The following is a 22,602-nucleotide window of genomic DNA, read 5'->3' on the forward strand; positions in this document are numbered from 1 at the left end:
GCGTCAGCACGCTACAAAATCACTTTGTATTTATTAAAATCCGGCCGCAACTTGATACAAAACTTTACAAAGCAAAAAACGCCAATTCCTATCATATTTCAATAGGAATTGGCGTTTAATCTTAGTCTGAGAAATTAAAGTCTCTGAATCTTTTATTTATAATGATTTAGAAGAAACGTTTGACAGCTGTTGACATTGGTGGAATTTCATCTAAATCTAATTTTTTATCTTCTGTAATAGATCTGTATGCCCATTTACCATAGTTAATAGCTTCATCTTTTACAATTTTACCAGGTAATGGTGCAGCATTTGGATCAACATAAACATTGACAATTGTTGGTCTATCTTGAGCCATTGCTTCTTCTACGACTTCATCAATTCTATTTGGATCTTTAAGTGTATAACCAACACCACCACAACTTTCAGCAAATTGCGCTAAGTCTATGTCAGTGAAGTTAATTGCATATTCTAACTCTCCAGCAGCTTGTTGTTCATATTTAATAAATGATAATTCTTGGTTGTTTAAAACAAATATAGTCATTGGTAAATCATATTGAACTGCTGTTGCAAAGTCTTGCATTACCATTTCAAATGCACCGTCGCCTGCTATACCAACTACTTGACGATTAGGATAAGCACGTTTTGCTGCCAATGCACCTGGTAGCGCACAGCCCATCGTACCTAACCAACTAGAAACGATAAACTTATTATTCACTGTTAGATCTAAATAACGTGTTGACCAAACAGTAGATGTACCGACATCGATTGAGAAAATCGCGTCATCTGTTTTTACTTGGTTGATTGCATCCATTAGACGTTCTGGACGAATTGGTGAACTTTCATCTGCTTTATCTTTATCCATCCAAGAATCCCAAGTCGCTTTTCTTTCTAATGTTTTATTTAAGAAGTCACGATTTTTCACATGTTTAGCACTATCTGTTAATTGTTGCAATGCTAATTTACTATCACCAATAATACCAGCATTTACGTCAAAACGATGTCCAATATTTTCTGGATTTGTATCGATTTGAATTGCTTTGATATTTTTCTTAGGTAAATAGTCAACATAAGGATAGTTTGTACCTACCATTATTAGTAAATCAGCATCTTGAATCGTTTGATAAGATACTTTAGTACCAATTTTACCTAAGTTACCTAAATTATATGGGTGTGCATCAGCTAAGATACCTTTTGCTGGTAAAGTAATGATTGAAGGAATTTTAACCGCTTCAATAAATTCTTTCACTTCATCTTTAGCATGTTTAGCACCAGTACCAATAATCATAACTGGACGTTTACTTTTGTTGATCAACTTAGTAGCTTTTTTGATGCTACGTGGTTTTGGTGCAATACGTGCTGGTGGCGCAGTGTCCACTGGTGTATTTGTTGTATCTTTCACTTTGTTTGTCAATAGGTTATTTGGCAGAATTAAAACTGCAACACCTTTTTTCTCATAAGCTGTACGAATAGCTTCATTAACAATACCAAATATATCTTTATCATTTTCAGAGATTTGACGATTATAGACTGCCACATCGTCTACCATTTTACTGATATCTGTTTCTTGGAATGCTTTTGTTCCTAGTGCTGTACTATCTGTTTGTCCTGCTAAAATAAGTTGAGGCACATTGTCCATTTTGGCATCATACATACCATTAAGTAAATGAACGACACCTGGTCCACCGATACTTAATGCAACACCAATTTTACCAGTTAATTTTGTATGACTGGCAGCTGCTAAACTTGCTACTTCTTCATGACGCACATGAACAAATTCAATATTATCTCTTTCAGTTCTTAAACTATCTACTACTGCATCTATAGAATCTCCTGGAATACCATATAAATGATCTATTTCCCATGCTTGTAATGCTTTTACTAATGCTTCATTTGCTTTAATTTTTGCCATTGTAAAAATTGCTCCTTCCAAATTTTAACGATTTATTTATTATCCCTTAAAATAGTTAATACTGTGCTTTAACACGATTGCTTAATATAAAAAGATTATGAGTATCGGGAGAACGATTGAACTTAATAATGCAGTCAAAATCATTCCAATTGAACTAAACGCGCCTGCTTCTAAATCAATATCAAGTGCTTGAGCTGTACCAAAAGCATGTGATGCATTACCAAAAGTTAGGCCTTTTGCAATAGAAGTTTTAAATCTTCCGAACTTAATCAAATATGCACCTAAAATGCTCCCGATTAAACCAGTTGCAACGATAAATAACACTGCTATGGCATCAACACCACCCATTTGGTGAGATACCTGAATACCTACTGCAGCTGTAATTGATCTTGGCAACATCGTAACAATAACTTCTTTTGAATAACCAAACATTTTTAATATGACATAAACAAATGCAAAGTTCAAAATTACTGCTGTAATTACACTGCTAAATATAATTTTACCATTAGCTAATATTTTATGACGATTTTGATATAGTGGATATGCTAATGTTACAACTGTACAATTTAATAGTTGGTGTATCCACTTACCACCGACCATGTACTGTTGATAATCTAAGTTAAATAATAATAATACAACGATAATTCCAATCGATGATATAAGGGCAGGGTTTAAAAATGGGCTCCGGTATTGAAATTGTAATTTTTTTGCTCCAACGTACATACAAACTGTCAATAGTATCATTAACAATGCTTTTAGAAGTACCATCTAATCTTGACCATTCCCGTATTGTTCAGCTTTAACCATTTTTTCAGCAATAAAACCTGAAATTAAAGCAACACAACATGTGCCTAGAACAATCATGATAAAGAATAAAACAAAATTAATATTAATCATACTAGCGACATCCATAATACCTACGACAGATGGAACAAAGAAAAATACCATGGTAGCTAAGAAAAATTTAGAGCCTTCTTCTACCCATTTTGTCGGAATAATTTTAAATTGCAGTAATAAGAAAAATAAAATTAATCCAACAATACTGCCTGCAATCGGAATATCAAAAATCATTTGAATTTTATTACCAATAAAAGTAATACCCATAATAATTAATGCTTGAAACATAATTTTGACAATCTTTAGCGCTACCTGCAATACTCATCACCCTTTTTAATACTTTTGAACTGCTGACTTTTAACTACTTTGTTGATTACATGACTAAGTATAACGCGCCATTAAATATAATAAAAATATTGTTTTTTCATAATACCTATTATTATTTTCTATGAAAGCGATTTTACATATTCCAAATAGCTATAACCTATTAATTAGATCGACTATTTTTCGATGTATCTTTTCAAATGACTTTTTAAGTATCGGTTTTTACAGCTAAAAAATAGCGGGAATAGGTTTGAAAACAAAACATTCTTTTGATTCCCAAACTACTCCCACAAATAGTACGTAGCGCCTATCTACTTCTTTTATAAACGTTGTTTCATAAAATCTATCCACTGCCTGGTTGCATAACTTAAATATTTATCTCGTTTCCATATCACACCTAATTCCCAACTCATGCCTGGATCTTCAAGTGTTATATTTTTAAAGTCACTGTCTAATAAACCTACGATATTTTCCGGTAAAATACTGACACCTAGATGAGCATTTAACAGATTTTCAATAAAGTTCCATTGTGAAATCTTAGATATTGTATTAGGTATATAACCGGCATTCTTTGCTGCTTCAATAATTTTATCATTCAAGTAAAAATCTTCATTAAAAAGGATAAAGTCTTCGTCTTTTAACATGCTCATTTTCACTTGTTGATATTGCGCAAGACGATGTTCTTTATTCAAAACTAATTTCAACTCTTCTTGATATAACGGCAACGAATGGAAAATAGACTGGTCTACTGGTAAAGTTGTAATACCGATGTCAATTTCATCATTAATTAATTGATGTTCAATCATTTTGCCACCATTTTCCACTAAATTATAAGTTACATTAGGATATTGTTGATGGAATTCACCTAAAATATGTATAAATTTATTCATATTCATGACTGCAGACAAACCAATACTAATATGACCTGTTTCTAAACCTAGTAGACTATTAATTTCTTTAGGTAAATCTTTGTATAAAGATAGGATTTCTTTACTTTTATGATAAAAAACTGAGCCAGCATCTGTTAGTACAAGTTGGCGTTTGCTTCGATCAAACAGTGGCATATCCAATTCTTTTTCAATGTCTTTAATCGCTTTACTTATTGTTGGTTGGGCGATATATAATGATTTAGATGCATTTGTCATACCATGTTGATTTACGACTTCCACAAAATACTTCATATGTTTAATATCCATATATATGCTCCTCTATATTAAACTTCAATTTGTATATCCTAGTATACGGTTAAATATCTTTTTTTCAATCTTTTAAATCAATTCATCATTTGGAACATTAGCATGATTAACACGTTGACAAGCTAAAGTGACTCGAGTGATCAAATTTTTGTGCTAAATTTCACTATAAAAGGAGAAAACAAGTAAGTTTCACTTGTTTTCTCCTCTGTTTAGATTAAATGGTTAATTTTTATAAAATTCAAAAAATTAAGCTAAGTTAATATTATCTGTATGCGCCTTATCTGAATCTTTTAATTTAATTATTTTAAAACCAATGTAGCCAAAAATGACTGAAATTATAGGAACAGTGTAATTCACAATAGCAAATGGTGCATATTCCATTACCGATACGCCTAGCGTTGATGCAATAAATACGCCACACGTGTTCCAAGGAACGAATACTGACGTCAACGTTCCACCATCTTCTAATGCCCTAGATAAGTTTTTAGGATGTAAACCCTTGTCTTTAAAAGCACTCGCATACATTCTAGAAGGTACAATGATAGATATGTATTGTTCTGAACATGTAAAATTAGTACCAATACAAGAAACAATGACTGATGCAATCAATGAACCAGTTGTTCTCGCTACTTTTAAAATCACTGAAATCAATGCAGATAACATGCCTGAGTATTCCAGCACACCACCAAAAGTCATCGCTACTAAGGTCAATGAAATCGTATAAAACATTGATTCTAATCCGCCTCGATTAAATAATTCATCTACAAGTTTATTACCTGATTCAATCGTATATCCTGTTTGCAAAGCTGTCAGCGCTTCTGTTATTGTTCCACCTTGCACAAAAATTTGAGCAAAAAAACCAAATATAATACCGACGCAAATGGCTGGTATCGCTGGGACTTTGAACGTGACCAATACAATAACTACTAAAGGTACTAACAGCAACCATGGTGAAATTACAAAATTATCTTGCATAGTGCTAAGAATTGCATCGATGCGTTTCGTATCAAAATTTTTATTGCCATACTGCATACCAATAAAGAAAAATGCAATTAATGCAATAATTACTGCCGGAATAGTTGTATAGAACATATGCTTAATATGTTCAAATAATTCAACGCCAGATAAGCCTGAAGCAAGATTTGTTGTATCCGATAATGGGCTCATCTTATCCCCAAAATAAGCACCACAAATGACTGCACCAGCAACCATACCAGGAGAAATCCCCATACTAACTCCAATCCCCATTGAAGCTACACCAACAGTCGCCATTGTAGACCAACTACTTCCAATCGCTAACGCTACGACACCACATAATATAACTACAACTGCTAAAAAATACCGCGGATCTATTAATTGTAGTCCATAATATATCATCGTTGCTACAACACCACTACCAATCCATGAACCAATAACTAAACCTACAAGTATAATAATAACAATCGCTGGCAACGCATGCCGTATACCCTTGTACATCATTTCTTCTACTTCACTAAATTCATAACCATGTAGCATTGTCACAATAATCGCTACCGCAGTACCTATCATTAATGGTATATGAGGTTCTTTTTCTAATACCGCCACAGTTATTAACATAGTAATAATCATAATTGACAATGTAACAACTGCCGACGTAACTCCTAACGGCTTCTTTAAATCCTGTTTTTCATCATTATGCTTATCTTTTGACTTTAAAATAGCAAACACCTACCTTTGTTAATTTATATCATACTTAAAAATGTATGCGCTTTCAATAGTGTATTTATAAATTTTTAATGAATTTTATCTCAATTAATTTATTGTTATACTTAAAATTAACAAAACACCTCGCCTTACGATTGTGTTTATAAACTTCAATTAACAATTTAATGCTATGATTTCTACATAATTAATATATAAAAACTACTAACAAAGGTAGTGTATACTGAAAAAGCCTGGGACGACGTTGATTCGTCCCAGACTTTCATATTGTCAGTCATTAAGTTAGTAGGAGTTAAACATGTACTTTAGCTCAGTTAATCACTTTATGCTTTGTTTAATGCTTGTTGTTCTTGTCGCGATGAGATGACGAAACCTTTTTAAGAAATCGAGATTCTTGTCCCACTCAATGACTTAAAACGCTTTTTTATCTTACTTTAATGAAACTGGTAGCTATGATGACCTTTTGCAAATCCCTTTGCTGTATAAATCCAAGAACCGCCACCTTGTTCAATATCATTGGCACAAATCACTAATTGATCCGTACCTGGAATAAATGCAGGATGTGTTGAACGAAGCATATGCCCTTGATCACGTCCTGGTATTAAAATTTGTCCAATAGGATAACCTTTTTTATTAAACACTAACACTCTGCCTTGTCCGTACATTGCAACATATAAATTATCATCACTGTCTATACAACATGAATCTGGCCCTTCATGGCCAGTAAAATGATAAGGTATAGAAGCGCCAAATGGCGCAATGGTCACGCCATCTTCTAGTAAATCAATGCGATGTAATCGATTCGCATTTGTTTCAGTTACCCATAGTGTTTTTTCGTCAGTACTTAAAGCTATGCCATTAGCAACTGCTAAATTTTGAATCACAGGCGTTATGGATTTATAATCTGGCGCAACATAATATACACCACCTTTAGGATTTGTAGAGTATCCTCTAAAATCAGTGAAATAAAATCCACCTTTACTATCAAACACTAAATCGTCCACACAGTATTCTGTATCAATGTCTGACACAATCGTTTCTTCTGCTTTTCCTTCAGCATTAACCGCAAACACGCCACCCGAACGTTCGAAATCACCCAAATAACAAATAAATAGTGTTCCATCTTTATGGATTTTAACAGCTGCAGGATTTTCTTTATGTGATTTAAAAAGCTGAGTGACTTTTTTGTCTGGTAAAGTCACGTGAAAGATAGTTCCACCAAATACTTCACAAAGTGTTAAATCTCCATTTCTATTAAAGCATAACCCTTCTAATTGTAATCCTTCATCTGAAATTTCCAGCCACGGTTCTGCAGTAATTGTTTGTAGGCTTTGTTCCGATGCTAAAAGTGGCACCACAGAATGATTCGTGTAATCATATGATAATGCCGGTATATTATTGCCCATCATATTCCCTCATTTCTTTTAATCTTTTCATTTATATTATATTGAACTCAAATCCCAAAATAAAATATTTATAGTTTAATTCATAATGATTGATTGTACAAAAAGACGGAGTAATGAAAACAATGTATCATCACTCCGCCTTTCATATAAAATGTTTTAAAGACACGATTACACCTATTATAAAAACATCATTTAATTACTAATGTGCTTCTCTCATTTGATTGAGAATCTGTTCTGCCATAGCCGCATTTGCGCTCGGCTTTTCTTTTAACAATTCAGCGACTTTCGTAATTTCGTCACCTTGAGCACCTACGACAATTGCTAATGATTTATATTGTAAACTCATATGACCTTTTTGAATACCTTCTGAAACAAGTGCACGACATGCAGCGAAGTTCTGAGCTAAACCAACTGCAGCTACAACATGACCAAGTTCTTGTGCCGAGTCAACTTTCATTAAATCTAAGGCAGCACGTGCAATAGGTAATACACGTGTCCCTCCACCAACTGTTGCCAATGTCATTGGAACCTCAATCGTACCAACTAATTTTTGACGTGATGCATCATATTGCCAAGTAGCTATGCCTCGATACTGTCCATCTTTACTCGCATAAGCATGAGCACTGGCTTCGGCGCCGCGTGTATCATTACCTGTAGCTAAGACAACTGCGTGAATACCATTCATAACACCTTTGTTATGTGTTGCTGCACGATGAATATCTACTTGCGCTAACACAGATGCCCTTTCCATTCTATGTGCTACTTTGGCCCCGTCACGTCCATCTTTCGATAGTGATTGAACATCTATCTCGCCTTGTACTTTAACCACAGAAGCAGTGGCATGGTTAGAAAGAATACTCATCAATATATCTACATCTTCAATTTCTGTTTTTAAATATGCAGAAATCCCCTCTAATATTGTATTTAACATGTTAGCGCCCATTGCATCTTTCGTATCTACAAATACTTTGAGTGATACTAACTGTGCTTCAGGAAAAGTATCTATTTCAACTCGACGATAACCGCCACCTCTTTTAATAATACTGGGATAAGACTCATCTGCAATTTGCTTAATTTTTGGTTCAAGATTTTTAATATTTTGAGATAACCGTTGGGTATCCTTTACGTTATCAAAAACAATTTGTCCAATCATTAACCGCTCACTAGCGATGACATGAAAACCTCCTGTTTCATTAACTAATTTTGCACCATAGCTTGCAGCTGCAACAACAGAAGGTTCTTCAACCATCATTGGAACAACATATGATTTGTCATCTACAATAATTTCAGGTAGTAATCCGACAGGTAATGCACCTTGACCGATCACATTTTCAATTAAACTGTTAGCTATTTCTTCTGGAATTAAAGGATGTGTTAATAACATATCCTGATTTTCTTTATTCAACCAACCATATTCGACTAGACAGTTTAACTTTTCTTCACGTGATAAATGACGAAAATCTTTGCCTAATGGTAACATCATGCATCCCCCTTTTCTACATATAATGCAATACCTAAACCGCCACCAATACATGCAGTTGCAATACCATTTTGTTTATTTTCTTGCGATAAGATATTCACTAAAGTTGTCACCAACCGCGTTCCACTCGCACCTATAGGATGACCTATAGCAATAGCACCACCGTATAAGTTAAGCTTATCAGGATGTATCCCCAAATTATTTTTAACCGGTATACTTTGAGCAGCAAATGCTTCTGTCATTTCTACAACTTCAATATCATTTATATCTTTCTTAGCTTTTGCTAATAATTCCGTCACTGCATAGTACGGTGCGTACCCCATATAGGCAGGATCACAGCCAATTTCCGCGTGTTCACCTAATGTTGCAATAATTTCAAATCCTTCTTGTTTTGCATAATCTACATCCATCAAAATAATTGTTGATGCGCCATCGTTGATACTTGAAGCATTCCCTCCTGTGACAGTACCATCTTCTTTAAATATTGTTTTTAATGTGCTTAATTTTTCAACACTGCTATTTCCACGAATACCTTCATCTGCTGTCATTAATTGGCCTTCACTATCTGTTAAGGGAACAATTTCATTATCAAATTTACCTGAGCTGGAAGCTTGTGCCGCTTTATGTTGCGAGTCATTCGCAAATTCATCTTGTTGTGCTCGTGTAACATTATATTTTTCTGCTATTTTCTCTGCAGTAATGCCCATTGGTACATTTAGAAATGCATCAGTTAAACCGTCATGCATAAAACTTTCTACTGGCGCTGCATCTTCATTAAGTAATATTTGGGGAGCATTGGTCATACTTTCAATGCCGCCTACTGCTACTACTTTTGCTTCACCTAATTGAATTTGTTGTTTGCCTAATATAATCGATTTCAATCCTGAACCACAGACTTCATTAATAGTCATCGCAGGTGTAGTATTAGGTACACCTGCGTTGATACTAACTTGTCGCGCAGGATTTTGACCATTTCCAGCTTGAAGTACATTGCCATAAATGACCTGCTCTATCATTTCAGGTTTGAGATTAATTGCTGACATTGCAGCTTCTAACGATTTTGTACCTAATTCTACTGCAGTATAATTACTTAATTTTCCTCTGAATTTTCCTATAGGTGTCCGCTTGGCACTTACGATTGCTATTTTTTTCATTATTATTCTCCTTCTGAACATGTGGTAAATCATTGTATTTTATACATGTGATTTGATATGATACAATTGCTTATTTATTAAAGAAAGGTGTCGATACACTTTATGACAGTTGGTATTGATCAAATCAATTTTTATGTTCCAAATTTTTATGTAGACATGGCTAAACTTGCCGAATCTCGTCAAGTTGACCCAAATAAATTTCTTATTGGTATTGGGCAAAATGAAATGGCAGTCAGCCCAATGAGCCAAGATATTGTATCTATGGGTGCCAATGCTGCCAAAGAAATCATCTCTGAAGATGATAAAAAACAAATTAGCATGATTATTGTTGCAACTGAATCTGCTATAGATTCTGCTAAAGCATCTGCAGTTCAAATACATAATCTTTTAGGTATTCAACCATTCGCACGTTGTATTGAAATGAAAGAAGCTTGTTACGCTGCAACGCCTGCAATTCAATTAGCGAAAGATTATATCGCTAGCCGTCCCAATGAAAAAGTTTTAGTTATTGCTAGTGACACTGCGCGCTACGGCCTAGAATCTGGCGGTGAGCCAACGCAAGGTGCAGGTGCAGTTGCTATGATGATAACACAAAACCCACGTATTCTTGAACTAAATGATGACGCAGTTGCATTTACAGAAGATGTATACGATTTTTGGCGTCCAAGTGGACAACCGTATCCACTTGTGGATGGTGCATTATCAAAAGATGCCTATATCCACTCATTTCAAGAAAGTTGGAATGAATATGCACGTAGATATAATACTACACTAGATACATTTAAATCATTATGTTTCCACGTGCCATTTACTAAAATGGGTAAAAAAGCACTTGATTCTATCTTAACTGAAGATATCAACACAGAAACTAAAGAACGATTAACTTCTGGATATGACGCGGCAACTTATTACAACCGTTATGTAGGTAATATTTATACTGGGTCATTGTACTTGAGCTTAATTTCATTATTAGAAACACATACCGAATTAAACGCTGGTGATACAATTGGTCTATTCAGCTATGGTTCAGGCTCTGTTGGTGAATTCTTTAGCGGTAAATTAGTGGAAGGTTATCAAGATGCGCTTGATATAGAAAAACATAAAAATCTATTAAATCATCGTACAGAAATCTCTGTTGACACATATGAAACATTTTTCAAACGTTTCGACAACCTTGAATTTGACCATGATGTTGAGCTAGCAAATGAAACAAAAGGTATTTTCTATCTCGAAAGTATCAATGATCATATTCGTAATTATAATACATTAAATTAAGTTTCAATTCACTTAATCTTATCTCACTTTATTCAGAATGATTAATGACATAAAAAGGTCTATATCTGAATAACTTTATCTAACATCAATGATTATTTATAAACCCGTAAATGAATTTTTAATATTCACTTACGGGTCTTTTTATATAAAAGAAAGAGGATGCCTTTTACTTCACTTACATAAAGGCATCCTCTTTTATCATATTAAAGTCACTATGTTGAAATTTTCTATAAGAATTAATCACGATTTGTTTCGTTTAAATCTTGTGTTTCAATCTCTCTTTTAGGTTGTAACGATAACCCTAAATATTTACGCTCTTCATTTCCATCTTTATATAAGGAAATCATCATTAAGATAACGACAAAACTAAACGGTAAAGCAGAAATAATTGCCGCTGATTGTAATGCATCTAGTCCAGTGTCACCACCAGCTAGTAATAATACGTAAGCGATCGCTGCTAATGCAAGTCCCCATACAATTTTGATAAATCCTGAAGGATTCAATGTACCATATGCAGTTTGCATACCTAGCACAAAGGTTGCAGAGTCTGCAGAAGTGATAAAAAATGAAGCAATTAATGCTAACGCAATAATTGATAATACAAAACCAAATGGTAACTCATTAAAAATACCGAACAATTGCGTTTCTGGTGGCATTTTAAATATCTCGCTATGAGCTTGTCCAACATCTATACCAGTTACACCAAAAGCACTAAACCAAATAATACTAATCACAACTGGTACGCCTAATACGGCAATTACAAATTCGCGAATACTACGACCTTTTGAGATTCTCGCAATAAATATACCCACGAATGGACTCCAACTCATCCACCAGCCCCAATAATAAATCGTCCAACTTTTCAACCACTCAGCTTTTTGTTCATTTAATGGTGCTACATCTAAACTATTAAAAATCAGTGAATTAAGGTAATCACCAGTACCGCTTGTCATCATATTTAATATCAATACGGTTGGTCCTACAATAAAGATAACAATAAGCAACAATGCTGCTAAAAACATATTTAAATTACTTAAATATTGGATACCTTTACTCAAGCCACTCCATGCACTATATAAAAATAATACGGTAACTACAGCAATAATAATTCCTTGAACAACAGAGTTATTCGGCACACCAAATAAATAATTTAAACCACCGTTTATCTGTATTGCCCCTACACCTAAAGAAACCGCAACACCAATAATAGTTGCAAATACAGCTAAAACATCAACAATGACACCAATTGGGCCATCTACTCTATCGCCCAACACTGGTCTTAGCGTTCTAGAAATTAAACCATTTTCTCCTTTACGAAATTGAGAATATGCCAAACCTAATGCCACTACGCCATATACTGCCCAAGGATGAAATCCATAATCAATAAAAGAAGACCTAAAGGCTTGTGCCATCGCTTCTTTCGTTTCAGGATCAGCTGTTGGCGGTGCTAAATAATGTGATATCGGTTCTGAAGCACCATAAAACACCAGACCTATGCCCATACCTGCACTGAATAACATCGCTAACCAAGATACTGTATGAAATTCCGGTTTATCTGTTGGTTTGCCTAATTTCAATTTTCCAATAGGACTAAATACTAAAAATACACAAAAACCTAAAATCACTGTATACAGTAACATATAATACCAACCAAACGTTTTCGTCACCCAAGAAGAAATAACACCAGTAATTTCTCCAAATTTAGCTGGAAAAATAGCTCCAATAACTACTAATAAGCCTACGACTAGTGCTGAATAAATAAACACACTAGAAAACGACTTTTTTGTATTATCCAAATTTTCCACCCCTCTAATAATAATAAAAAAGACGTTTTATAGGATAACACACTGAGCAAGAGAAACAACTTTATATTTTCAGAAAATTTTATTGATAAAAAATACAAAATGTATAAAATAATAATATTTATTTACAATAATTTTCAGTCATGCGCAAATTTACGCTTAAGGTTTCGTACTATATTTTGGTCTGTAAAGCGGTTGCATATCTACTTTTTCCAATTTCAACAACTCTATTTTTGTATCAATGCCACCACCGTATCCAGTAAGACTGCCGTTTTTTCCAACGACTCTATGACATGGAATTATAATAGAAATCGGATTTGTACCAACCGCACCACCAACTGCTTGTGAAGACATATTTGGCTTATTTCTTTTAATACCTATTTCTTTAGCAATTTCACCATAAGTAACAGTCTCTCCATATGGTATTTTCAATAAAACATCCCAAACTTGCTCTCTAAATTCGGTTCCTATAGGTTTCAGTGCAAAATCAATTTTCGGGTTATTTCCTGAAAAATATTTATCGAGCCAACTAATAACTTTTTCAAAAACTGGTAATTCCGCTTCTGTTAATGCCTCGTCATAATTTGATTCGAAATCATCGTGTTTCGGTAACCACAAGCCTGTAATTGCTTCACCATCTGACGTAAGTGCAATCCGACCAATCGGTGACTCATAATATGTTTTATAGTGCATCATACCACTTCTTTCTAGTATATTTTGTGATTATCATAATCCTTTTATATTTTAATGTAAAATAGATACAGTTGATACAAGTCATGATAGAAAAACACGGTAATCGCGCTTTAAGTCATTGTGTAGCAACAAGATTAGTTATACTTATTAACAACATTTTGTCATGATATATATTCCTCATAATCACTCCATTTCACATGTTTAGTAAAAAAAGGCGTGGAACGAATCATAATATCAGACTCAACCTAGCGATTAATAAACGAAATACCCTTCACTGACTCACTTTCCGTGTTGGTATAACAAGTGCACTTGCTAATACACCACATAATACTAAACAAGTCCCCATGATAAAACCTACACCCGCTGCAATGTGTATGCTATGACCACTTTGAATTATACCAGTAAAAATAGAAGTCATAATTGCTATACCGAATGCACCGCCTAATGTAGATCCCATTTTAAAAATCCCTGAAGCAACACCTACTTTTTCCGGTGGAGTCGTAGAAACCGCCGTACTTAAAGCTGGTGTCGCAAATAATCCTGTACCGCCACCAAAACATATAGCACCAATTAGCGCTACAACAACATAAAGCGTAGTATCAAAAAATGTCAAACTGAACATTAATACACCTAAGCCAGTAAATATTGGGCCAATAATCATTGCGCGTTTTGCACCAAATCTTTTAATACTCTTCTCACCTAAGCGAATGACTAGCAATAATGAAATTAAATAAGGTAAAGTTAACAATCCTGCTTGGAAAGCTGTTAATTTCAAGCCGGATTGTACGTACATATTTAATAAAGCAATCACACCTACACCGGTATTCAATAAAAAGTTAGCTAAAAAGGCACCAATATAAGGCCTATTTTTAAATAAATCTAAATCGATAAACGGCACCTTTTTGACACGTTCTACTTTGAAAAATATGTATATACAAATTAAAAATATGACAAATAAGATTACTGTTACAGCATTTAACCAACCTATTTTATAGCCTTGCGTGATGACAAAACTAATGCTACCAATCATAATAATAAAAATGATTAAACCGATATAATCAAACGGGCTCGTTTCTGTTTTATTAATACGACTTTCTGGTAATTTGCGCAGTAAAACTAAAGCTACAATTGATAATATGATCGATAATATAAAAATAGACTGCCAAAAAATAAATGTAGCCAGTGCTCCTGCAAAAAAGGAAGATAACCCAGTACCACCAAATGCACCGATTGACCAAAAACTGAGTGCCTTTTGTCTATCATCACCATCAAAAAAATCGTTCACTATAGAAATTGTGGCTGGCATGATAATCGCTGCAGAAAGTCCCTGTACAATACGACCAAGTAGTAGCATTACAACATTTCCTGAAGCAATCAACATCAAAGAACCAACAATACTTAACACTAAAGCAATTCTCGTCAATTTCACTTTACCAAATTTATCTGATATATTCCCAGCTACTACCATAAATACACCTGTTACAAATGAGGTTAGACTCACTGAAATATTTACGATATCCGGACTCGCATCAAAAGTAGTTTGTATTTTAGGTCCAATATTTAAAAATGCTTGGGCAAATAACCAGTATGTTAATATAGATAAAACAATGCCAGTTAATAACTTACTACCTGAAACTTTTTCTATTTTCACTGTCATAAAAACATCCCCTATTTCAATGTTAATAACGATATATTCATTCATGTATTTTACAAATCTGAAAATTGCAATCAGTGATAATACAATTTATAAAAATACATATAATTAAAATATTACCATTGTTTTATTGAAAAAGGGGATATTGACCGCAGATTATTATGAATTTTCTGATAATTTAAACTAAATACTTAATTTTTTCTTAAAATTGACAATATCAAAATAATTTCTTAATTGCTTTAGCAAAATAGCTTTTAAAATACAATACATTGTGTTTACCGTTCCTATTAGTAGTATAATAAAACATTGCTTTGTCAGAAAACAGTAATTCACTTAATATATCTACAGCGAATTCTGTTCGAACAAACATCTCTTGTTTCATGCTAAATTGTTGTTGTCCTTCGAGCGCTCCGACATACCAATAAATTTGTTTGTCATCTTTAATAACGGTTTGTTGTTTCATAAACTGTACAAATCCTGGGTACCATACAGAAGGTGATATTAATATGTAGCTGCCAAAATTTTCTGGACTTTTAAATAATGTATACAAAGCAAGTAATCCACCTAGTGAAGCGCCAGCTATACAGATATCTTCGTTTCTTTGTGATATATTAAAACATTTTCTTAAATAAGGAAGCAAATGCTTAGTCATCCATAAAATATAAGCATCCGCTTCCCCTTTATAATGAACCCCATCTACAACCGTTTCCCATGGGCTATAATCCTGATTTCTATTGTTGGACTGTACTCCAACCAATATCATATCTCGCTCAATATCTTTAAATAACTCGTCTCCATCTTGCACTAATATAAGTGAATAACCACTTTCTTTTGCTTCATCGTATGCTTTGGGCAATTTCACAAAAATATCATGTTGTTGAAAATGAATTTTAAATGTTCCAATATTCATTTTAATCACCACTTTCTCAGCAGTTCAAATACACATAGATTTTAACTAAGAAAAATTAAATAAGTTTATTTTATTTTTCTTAGCATATTCTAATGCTAAAATTTCTAAAATATTGATAAAAGCTAAATTATCTTTAACCTTAATGTATTGAAACTTTAAATTTTTTTCACTTGCCTTAATATTTTTCATTTCTGCTTCATCTAAACCATGATGCGCTAAATACACTTTTCTAAATTTTGCAGTACCAGCGTCTGAAGCTGAATTAAATTGGCCTAATTTGTCAGATAAATCTTTTTGTGTAAATTTAAAGCCAGTCATAAATCCACCAGCTTGCCCAACAAATATTGGTTTTTTATTTTCAAAAATTACAAAAACACCTTTTTGTTCTGCGACTTTACTTCTACTTTCATTATCAAAACTCAGTGCGTTTGCTTTATCATACTTAAATAATTTCTTTAATTGCTTTTGATAATCTTCTAACAGGGCGTTTGTTTTTTTCTCGCCATTCAATGTAATCATTCCTTTCTTTTTTTCAATTTACATATACACTAAATGACCTAATATTAAACCTTTTGTTATCATGATCAATTTTTAATTAGCGAAAAACCTCATTAGTTATTTAATGTAATTTTATTTTTGTCCTATATCAACGTGTGATTTATACAACAAAAAAACAGGTGTATACGTATGGTTTATCAAGTAATAAACCTCGTATGCGCCCGTTTTTTAATCATAAATATTAATTAGGTTTATCATACTAATCAATATTCTACTATCGTAAATCATGCATTCTACGGCAATAGAAATGTATGGTAGCTTTCATAAGTAATTGTATTATTTAAGATAATTTAATACTGTTAATCCTACTGCTTCTGCAGAAACTCGCATTGAACTTTCACTGATATTAAATTTAGGATGATGGTGGGGATGGATTTCACCATTTTCTGGTGCAGCACCAGCATAAATAAATGTGCCTGGAATTGTTTTTGCATAGTAAGCAAAATCTTCTGAAGGCGGTTGTGGTTCACATCTTTCAACATTTTTAATGGCATCAGTATCCGCTTCTTTTATTGTGTCTACAACAAATTTTGTAAACTCAGGATCATTGTACAATGCTGGGTAATCATCATGGTAGTCTAATTCACATTTGACACCAAACATCGCTTCCAATCCATCTGACAAACGCGTCACTTCTTTTTTAATTGTGTTTTTAGTATCATCTGTTAACGCACGTACGTCACCTTCTATTTCAACACTATCTTTAATCACATTGAATTGTCCTTTACCATCAAATGAACCTATGGTAACAACACCTGTTTCAAATGGATTTAAGCGTCTGGAAACAACGGTCTGTAAAGCATTTACAAAATATGCACCTGCTACAATACTATCATTTGCTGTATGTGGCGAAGAGCCATGTCCGCCTTGACCATTGACTTTAAGCTTAAAGAAGTCACGCCCAGTTTGTACATTTCCTTCTCGATAATAGATATTACCTGCAGGCATATGACTCATGACGTGAACACCTAGTACGTGATCAACACCATCTAAAACACCATCTTTAATCATTGACTGAGCACCACCAGGAGGTACTTCTTCGGCAGGTTGATGTATAACAACCACTTTACCATTAAATTGGTCTTTCATTTCAATAAGTGTCTCTGCAAGAATCAACATATATGCAGTATGTGCATCATGCCCACATGCGTGCATCACACCATCATTTTTAGAAGAAAATGCTAGACCCGTATCTTCTTGAATTGGTAAAGCATCGAAGTCAGCACGAATTGCGATTGTCTTACCTGGTTTACCGCTATCTATAATAACTTTCAAACCATTTGGTCCTACATTCGTTTCAACCTTACAATCTTTACCTTCATAAAACGACTCTATATACTTAGGTGTTTCTTTTTCACAAAATGATAGTTCTGGGTGTTGATGTAAGTATCGACGTATCTCAATCATACGTGCTTCTTTTTCTTTCAATTTTTCAATCAGTTGTTTCATGATAATCATTCCTCCAATGAAATATACGATACCTTAATGTCATTATATACTTTTCAAATGACAACGTTGTAATATTGAATTATGCTTTATTTTGTTTCTTAAATGATGGCACAGCTAAAAGAATAATAACGAATGAAAGCAATGCCATTAATACATTTAGCCATAAACCAGCCATCGCTCCAAATTTCACATTTGTAGATTCTGTAACAACGCCATATAATGCTCCTGATAAAGCTATACCAAACGCACCACCTAATGAGGAAGCCATTTTATAAATACCCGAAGCTACACCAACTTTATCTTCAGGAGAATTAGATATCGCCATATCTGTAGAAGGTGTCGCATAAAAACCTAAACCTAATCCATATAGTAAATAACCTATGATACATACTACGACATATAGTGCGCTTGGCAAAAATGTAAATGATATTAAAATAATACCAACCATATTAAATGTTGTACCTAACAACATCGGTTTTTTAGCACCCACTTTTTGTAAAACTTTTTCACCGACTCTAATCATCAACAATACAGTAACCAAATATGTAATCGATAAAAGTCCTGTTTGGAATGCGTTGAAACCTATACCTTTTTGAACGAATGTATTGGCTACCAGCAAGGCACCTGCAACACCATTAAGTAAGAAATTGGATAATGTCGCGCCTGTATAAGCTTTATTTTTAAATAATTTAAAATCAATTAATGGATTATGCTTTTTGTTTTCAACTATGACAAAAGCTATAGTTGTGATAATAAATACAATAAGCAATCCTATTATTATAGGTGAAAGCATGCCAAATGTACCACTTTGCGTAATCACGACATTAATACTTAACATCATAACTACAAAAAGAATTAGCCCAGTAAAATCAAATTTCAAGTTTGTTGTACTATCAGATTTCGTTTCCGGTGTCCCTTTTATTAATAACATTGCAATTAGTGCAACAATGATAGATAAAATAAAAATCCATCTCCAACCAATAAAAGTTGAAACCATACCACCGAATAAGGATGCTAAACCTGAGCCACCCCATGAACCAATCGACCAATAACTCAGTGCACGCTGTCTATCTTTACCTTCAAAATATGTCTTCATAATTGCTAAAGTTGAAGGCATGATTGCTGCTGCTGATAAACCTTGAATTACCCTTCCTATGATAAGTAATATTGGTAGATTACTAATTATAATCAATAAAGAACCAATGATACTTAACCATAAACCAAAATATGTTATTCTCACACGTCCTACTTTATCCGCTAGACTTCCTGCACCAACAACAAACATCCCTGAGAATAATGCTGTAATACTAACAGCAATACTGATTGTACCAATATTACTATTAAATGATTGTTGTAACGTAGGAACTACGTTTAATAAAGATTGCGCAAATAGCCAAAAAGTGACAACCCCTAATACAATACCTAATATTAATTTGTTGTCACCTTGATAACTCTTCGTATTTCCCTGTTGCGTCATTTGTTCATCCTCCTAAAATATTTTTAAAATGACAAATAGGGAAGATTAGCTTAGTTGGAAAATGTACTTATCTCTCGACATTTTCAATAAATCAATAAATGATACTTGCTATCCTCTCTATAAAATATAGTAGTCGGATATATTTTGCTAAAATATATAATAATTGTGGTTTTAGTATCGATTATTTTCTAAATAGCATTTGTAGTTTTAAATGACAAAAATGGACTATGCTATTTTTGTCATTTTGCATTTAACATTAAACAAATTGGATGACCATTTTATCGTCAAACATACTACTCAGCGAATCATATTGTATTTTTTCTCTATAAATATAATTAAAAGTATTTTTTAAATTCAATTATCTGTATGGCGTTGGTTTGTAATTTCAAATGATAAGATATCGTATCTACGACATCAACTTCACTGACATCTAATTTAGGATAAGAGATTCTATTCACATAATTAATTGTTTCTATATCCATACCATGTTGTGTATTGTACTGTTGCCAAACTTGATAAAGCGCACCATTATTTTTATCTAGTGTTAAATGTTTTATTTTATATGATCCAGTAGTAGCATTTAATATATTGAGTTGATACTCTTTATGACTTAAATAATCTGTTTGTTCATTCGTCATATAATATGGATTGTAATGTTCTGCATCCCATATTACGATTTGAAAATGATCACTCTGTCCTACAACCATACAGTCTTCATTTTTAAAAAGTACTTGATTAAATAATTTTTTAAAAAACATACTTGTAAAAAATGCAGGTCTTTTTCCATCAAACTGATGATATAAATCAATACCATTTAATTCAGAAGTAACCTCATTTGAATTATATTGATGGTGTAATTCGTGATTGAGCCAATAGCCAATTGCGTTAATTTGATGATTCATATCAATCAATTGCTCAAATATGATACCTGCTCTAAAATATTCACCATTTGTAAGGCTTGTATTACCTGTTAAAGTGTTCCAATTAAGTAGGACAATTGAAACATCTTTTCCTTTTATATTAAATCGTTCAGTGATCTTATTATACTGTTCTATGATATGTCTTTTAGCTAAATCATACTGTTGACTTTCAATTGATTTGAAATTAATAATATCATTTTGGTTTGCGCTAAACGCTATACTATCAACATTTTCACTGGAACTATCCAAGATTTGTTGGGCAGTTGTCACTTCATTAATATCAGTGATATCCGTATTAAGTATAATCTGAGTATGTTCAAAGTATTCCTTAAATAACATTATTATTTTTAATAGCATATTGGCTTTTTTGCCCTTCAAGTAAATGACTAATTTGAATTGTTGTCTATTCGGCACAGTATTATAAATATGCTCTAATAAAAATCTTAATTCTTTTGTATATTCCGCAAATTGGGATGGTAATGTTGGAGGATCAATTTCAATTCCTAAACCTATGTGATGTTCAAATAAAAAACTTAAGCATTCATCTACTTTCATATAAGGATGCATAGTAGGAATAAGTTCATCACTTTCAATAACTTTATGATCAATGTAGCCTTTTAAAATAGGATCTTTGATCAAAACATGATCCAAGCCTAAAAATTGTTGCACTTCTATCAGTTGTTTTCTGTATCTTTGAAGACGCAATGTATCAAAACTACCAATTTGAATCACATGGTTATAATCTGATAAATCGTGTGTTTGATCGTAATTCAATGTAATATCAATAACTTTTTGATTATAGGGGGATTGGATCATAGTACCTAGCGTTTGTTGTATATAAGAATTTAAATAGTATAGATACATTTGATAGTTTTCTGACTCAGTGGTTTTTTCGGCGGTGCTCACTATATCTTCTACCTGATATTTTTTTCTATATTGCGAAGGCGTTAATGCTGTGTCTAATTTAAAATATTTCAACAGCATATTAGAGTTACTAAAGCCATTTTTAAAAGCAATTTGAGTAATAGCATCATCTGTTTGTATTAAGTCATTTTTACAATGTTCAATTCTAATATGGTTAACATAGTGATTGAAACCGATACCCATATGTTTTGTAAATAATTTAGACAAATATGTGTGACTTAAATGCACCTTTTCAGCTACTTCACTTAATGTGATTGGTTTGGTGAAATTTCTTTCAATATATTTACATACAAATGCTAGACGATGATCATTGACATGATGTTCATGATTTATATTTTCATAAGCTGGTAAATATCTTACAATCATAAACATTAAGTCAATTAACAGTTGTTCCATATATAATCTATAAAATTTACCTTTTCGAATATAGACGACACCTATCTTAGCCACAACATTCAGAATTTGTTGATAAATGACGTTTTGCAATGTCTGGGAATTTAAAATATATACTTTATCATTATAATCACTGATATATTGTTTTAAATACGATGCTTTCAAATGAATAGCGGTATATAAAGTGTCATCCTCCTCAATCAGTCGATAACGCTCTCGATGATTGATAATAAAAACATCACCTGCTTGAAATTTATGAATACTAGTCCCACTGACAAATTTTAATTTATTTTTTAATACGAGAACGATACGTACACCATCATTAAAATTAAATACTGAATTATTGCTTGGATTAAATTCGATATCATAAAATTTTTCCATAACACACCTCTTTATTAAAATATATTTTAATAAAATAAGTGCGTATTTGCTATTTTGATTTTAATTTGTCGTTAATTGGACAAAAATCTACCTATCTTCAAATAAAGTCTCTGATTTTGTTGACGGTCATTTATGTGCTTAATATATCTTGCTAATTTA

General features: G+C 32.9%; 17 protein-coding genes. 1 reads left to right on the plus strand and 16 read right to left on the minus strand.

The annotated features are described in order from the left end of the window. Positions 1 to 166: 166 nt before the first annotated feature. The 8 genes from HMPREF2586_RS02965 to HMPREF2586_RS03000 form a co-directional block, all read right to left on the minus strand. Positions 167 to 1,909, minus strand: a complete 1,743-nt coding sequence (locus HMPREF2586_RS02965) for a pyruvate oxidase (RefSeq protein ID WP_046206750.1) — start codon at positions 1,907 to 1,909, stop codon at positions 167 to 169. A gap of 81 nt (positions 1,910 to 1,990) precedes the next feature. Beyond that, positions 1,991 to 2,677: an LrgB family protein gene (locus HMPREF2586_RS02970; protein ID WP_046206749.1), complete on the minus strand. Its 687-nt coding sequence runs from the start codon at positions 2,675 to 2,677 to the stop codon at positions 1,991 to 1,993. Further along, complete coding sequence (locus HMPREF2586_RS02975; RefSeq protein ID WP_164987245.1) at positions 2,678 to 3,034, minus strand: CidA/LrgA family protein; 357 nt, start codon at positions 3,032 to 3,034, stop codon at positions 2,678 to 2,680. 356 nt (positions 3,035 to 3,390) lie between these two features. Further along, the gene (locus HMPREF2586_RS02980) at positions 3,391 to 4,266 is read right to left on the minus strand and encodes a cidABC operon transcriptional activator CidR (protein ID WP_046206747.1); all 876 of its coding nucleotides are present in this window, start codon (positions 4,264 to 4,266) and stop codon (positions 3,391 to 3,393) included. Positions 4,267 to 4,512: 246 nt separating this feature from the next. Then, entirely contained in the window at positions 4,513 to 5,973 is a 1,461-nt protein-coding gene (nhaC, locus tag HMPREF2586_RS02985) for a Na+/H+ antiporter NhaC (RefSeq protein ID WP_075100103.1), read from the minus strand. Positions 5,974 to 6,401: 428 nt separating this feature from the next. Continuing rightward, a complete protein-coding gene (locus HMPREF2586_RS02990; RefSeq protein ID WP_070812626.1) occupies positions 6,402 to 7,376 on the minus strand; it encodes an SMP-30/gluconolactonase/LRE family protein in 975 nt (324 codons plus the stop codon). Between the two features lie 196 nt (positions 7,377 to 7,572). Beyond that, positions 7,573 to 8,853: a hydroxymethylglutaryl-CoA reductase, degradative gene (locus HMPREF2586_RS02995; protein WP_070657992.1), complete on the minus strand. Its 1,281-nt coding sequence runs from the start codon at positions 8,851 to 8,853 to the stop codon at positions 7,573 to 7,575. Next, positions 8,853 to 10,007, minus strand: a complete 1,155-nt coding sequence (locus tag HMPREF2586_RS03000; RefSeq protein WP_070657993.1) for a thiolase family protein — start codon at positions 10,005 to 10,007, stop codon at positions 8,853 to 8,855. The genes HMPREF2586_RS02995 and HMPREF2586_RS03000 overlap by 1 nt, the downstream gene beginning before the upstream one ends. Before the next feature lie 102 nt (positions 10,008 to 10,109). Between HMPREF2586_RS03000 and HMPREF2586_RS03005 the strand changes: the two genes are divergently transcribed. Further along, positions 10,110 to 11,282, plus strand: a complete 1,173-nt coding sequence (locus tag HMPREF2586_RS03005) for a hydroxymethylglutaryl-CoA synthase (RefSeq protein WP_070657994.1) — start codon at positions 10,110 to 10,112, stop codon at positions 11,280 to 11,282. A 236-nt stretch (positions 11,283 to 11,518) separates the two neighbouring features. Here the strand turns inward: HMPREF2586_RS03005 and HMPREF2586_RS03010 are convergent, their stop codons facing one another. From HMPREF2586_RS03010 to HMPREF2586_RS03045, 8 genes are all read right to left on the minus strand, one after another. Further along, positions 11,519 to 13,078, minus strand: coding sequence for a BCCT family transporter (locus tag HMPREF2586_RS03010; RefSeq protein ID WP_070037317.1), 1,560 nt, complete (start codon positions 13,076 to 13,078; stop codon positions 11,519 to 11,521). Positions 13,079 to 13,243: 165 nt separating this feature from the next. Next, complete coding sequence (locus HMPREF2586_RS03015; protein ID WP_046206741.1) at positions 13,244 to 13,777, minus strand: methylated-DNA--[protein]-cysteine S-methyltransferase; 534 nt, start codon at positions 13,775 to 13,777, stop codon at positions 13,244 to 13,246. A 271-nt stretch (positions 13,778 to 14,048) separates the two neighbouring features. Further along, positions 14,049 to 15,434: an MFS transporter gene (locus HMPREF2586_RS03020; protein WP_070812627.1), complete on the minus strand. Its 1,386-nt coding sequence runs from the start codon at positions 15,432 to 15,434 to the stop codon at positions 14,049 to 14,051. A gap of 214 nt (positions 15,435 to 15,648) precedes the next feature. Continuing rightward, positions 15,649 to 16,341 carry an alpha/beta hydrolase gene (locus HMPREF2586_RS03025; RefSeq protein WP_070657996.1) on the minus strand — a complete coding sequence of 231 codons (693 nt, stop codon included), beginning with the start codon at positions 16,339 to 16,341 and terminating at the stop codon, positions 15,649 to 15,651. Positions 16,342 to 16,386: 45 nt separating this feature from the next. Further along, a complete protein-coding gene (locus HMPREF2586_RS03030; protein WP_070657997.1) occupies positions 16,387 to 16,851 on the minus strand; it encodes a hypothetical protein in 465 nt (154 codons plus the stop codon). A 324-nt stretch (positions 16,852 to 17,175) separates the two neighbouring features. Continuing rightward, positions 17,176 to 18,351 (minus strand): M20 family metallopeptidase, encoded by a 1,176-nt coding sequence (locus HMPREF2586_RS03035; protein ID WP_064209399.1) that lies wholly within the window; start codon positions 18,349 to 18,351, stop codon positions 17,176 to 17,178. 76 nt (positions 18,352 to 18,427) lie between these two features. After that, positions 18,428 to 19,825: an MFS transporter gene (locus HMPREF2586_RS03040; RefSeq protein ID WP_070657998.1), complete on the minus strand. Its 1,398-nt coding sequence runs from the start codon at positions 19,823 to 19,825 to the stop codon at positions 18,428 to 18,430. 335 nt (positions 19,826 to 20,160) lie between these two features. Then, positions 20,161 to 22,443, minus strand: a complete 2,283-nt coding sequence (locus HMPREF2586_RS03045; RefSeq protein ID WP_070657999.1) for a transcriptional regulator AryK — start codon at positions 22,441 to 22,443, stop codon at positions 20,161 to 20,163. Positions 22,444 to 22,602 lie beyond the last annotated feature (159 nt).

It is taken from the genome of Staphylococcus sp. HMSC034G07, assembly GCF_001835975.1.
GTDB classification, from domain to species: domain Bacteria; phylum Bacillota; class Bacilli; order Staphylococcales; family Staphylococcaceae; genus Staphylococcus; species Staphylococcus ureilyticus.

Excerpts from the sequence above, each read along its gene's own strand:
- HMPREF2586_RS02965 (WP_046206750.1), bottom strand. The coding sequence starts at position 1,909 with ATGGCAAAAATTAAAGCAAATGAAGCATTAGTAAAAGCATTACAAGCA.
- HMPREF2586_RS02970 (WP_046206749.1), bottom strand. The coding sequence starts at position 2,677 with ATGGTACTTCTAAAAGCATTGTTAATGATACTATTGACAGTTTGTATG.
- HMPREF2586_RS02975 (WP_164987245.1), bottom strand. The coding sequence starts at position 3,034 with ATGTTTCAAGCATTAATTATTATGGGTATTACTTTTATTGGTAATAAA.
- HMPREF2586_RS02980 (WP_046206747.1), bottom strand. The coding sequence starts at position 4,266 with ATGGATATTAAACATATGAAGTATTTTGTGGAAGTCGTAAATCAACAT.
- HMPREF2586_RS02990 (WP_070812626.1), bottom strand. The coding sequence starts at position 7,376 with ATGATGGGCAATAATATACCGGCATTATCATATGATTACACGAATCAT.
- HMPREF2586_RS02995 (WP_070657992.1), bottom strand. The coding sequence starts at position 8,853 with ATGTTACCATTAGGCAAAGATTTTCGTCATTTATCACGTGAAGAAAAG.
- HMPREF2586_RS03000 (WP_070657993.1), bottom strand. The coding sequence starts at position 10,007 with ATGAAAAAAATAGCAATCGTAAGTGCCAAGCGGACACCTATAGGAAAA.
- HMPREF2586_RS03005 (WP_070657994.1), top strand. The coding sequence starts at position 10,110 with ATGACAGTTGGTATTGATCAAATCAATTTTTATGTTCCAAATTTTTAT.
- HMPREF2586_RS03015 (WP_046206741.1), bottom strand. The coding sequence starts at position 13,777 with ATGCACTATAAAACATATTATGAGTCACCGATTGGTCGGATTGCACTT.
- HMPREF2586_RS03020 (WP_070812627.1), bottom strand. The coding sequence starts at position 15,434 with ATGACAGTGAAAATAGAAAAAGTTTCAGGTAGTAAGTTATTAACTGGC.
- HMPREF2586_RS03025 (WP_070657996.1), bottom strand. The coding sequence starts at position 16,341 with ATGAATATTGGAACATTTAAAATTCATTTTCAACAACATGATATTTTT.
- HMPREF2586_RS03040 (WP_070657998.1), bottom strand. The coding sequence starts at position 19,825 with ATGACGCAACAGGGAAATACGAAGAGTTATCAAGGTGACAACAAATTA.
- HMPREF2586_RS03045 (WP_070657999.1), bottom strand. The coding sequence starts at position 22,443 with ATGGAAAAATTTTATGATATCGAATTTAATCCAAGCAATAATTCAGTA.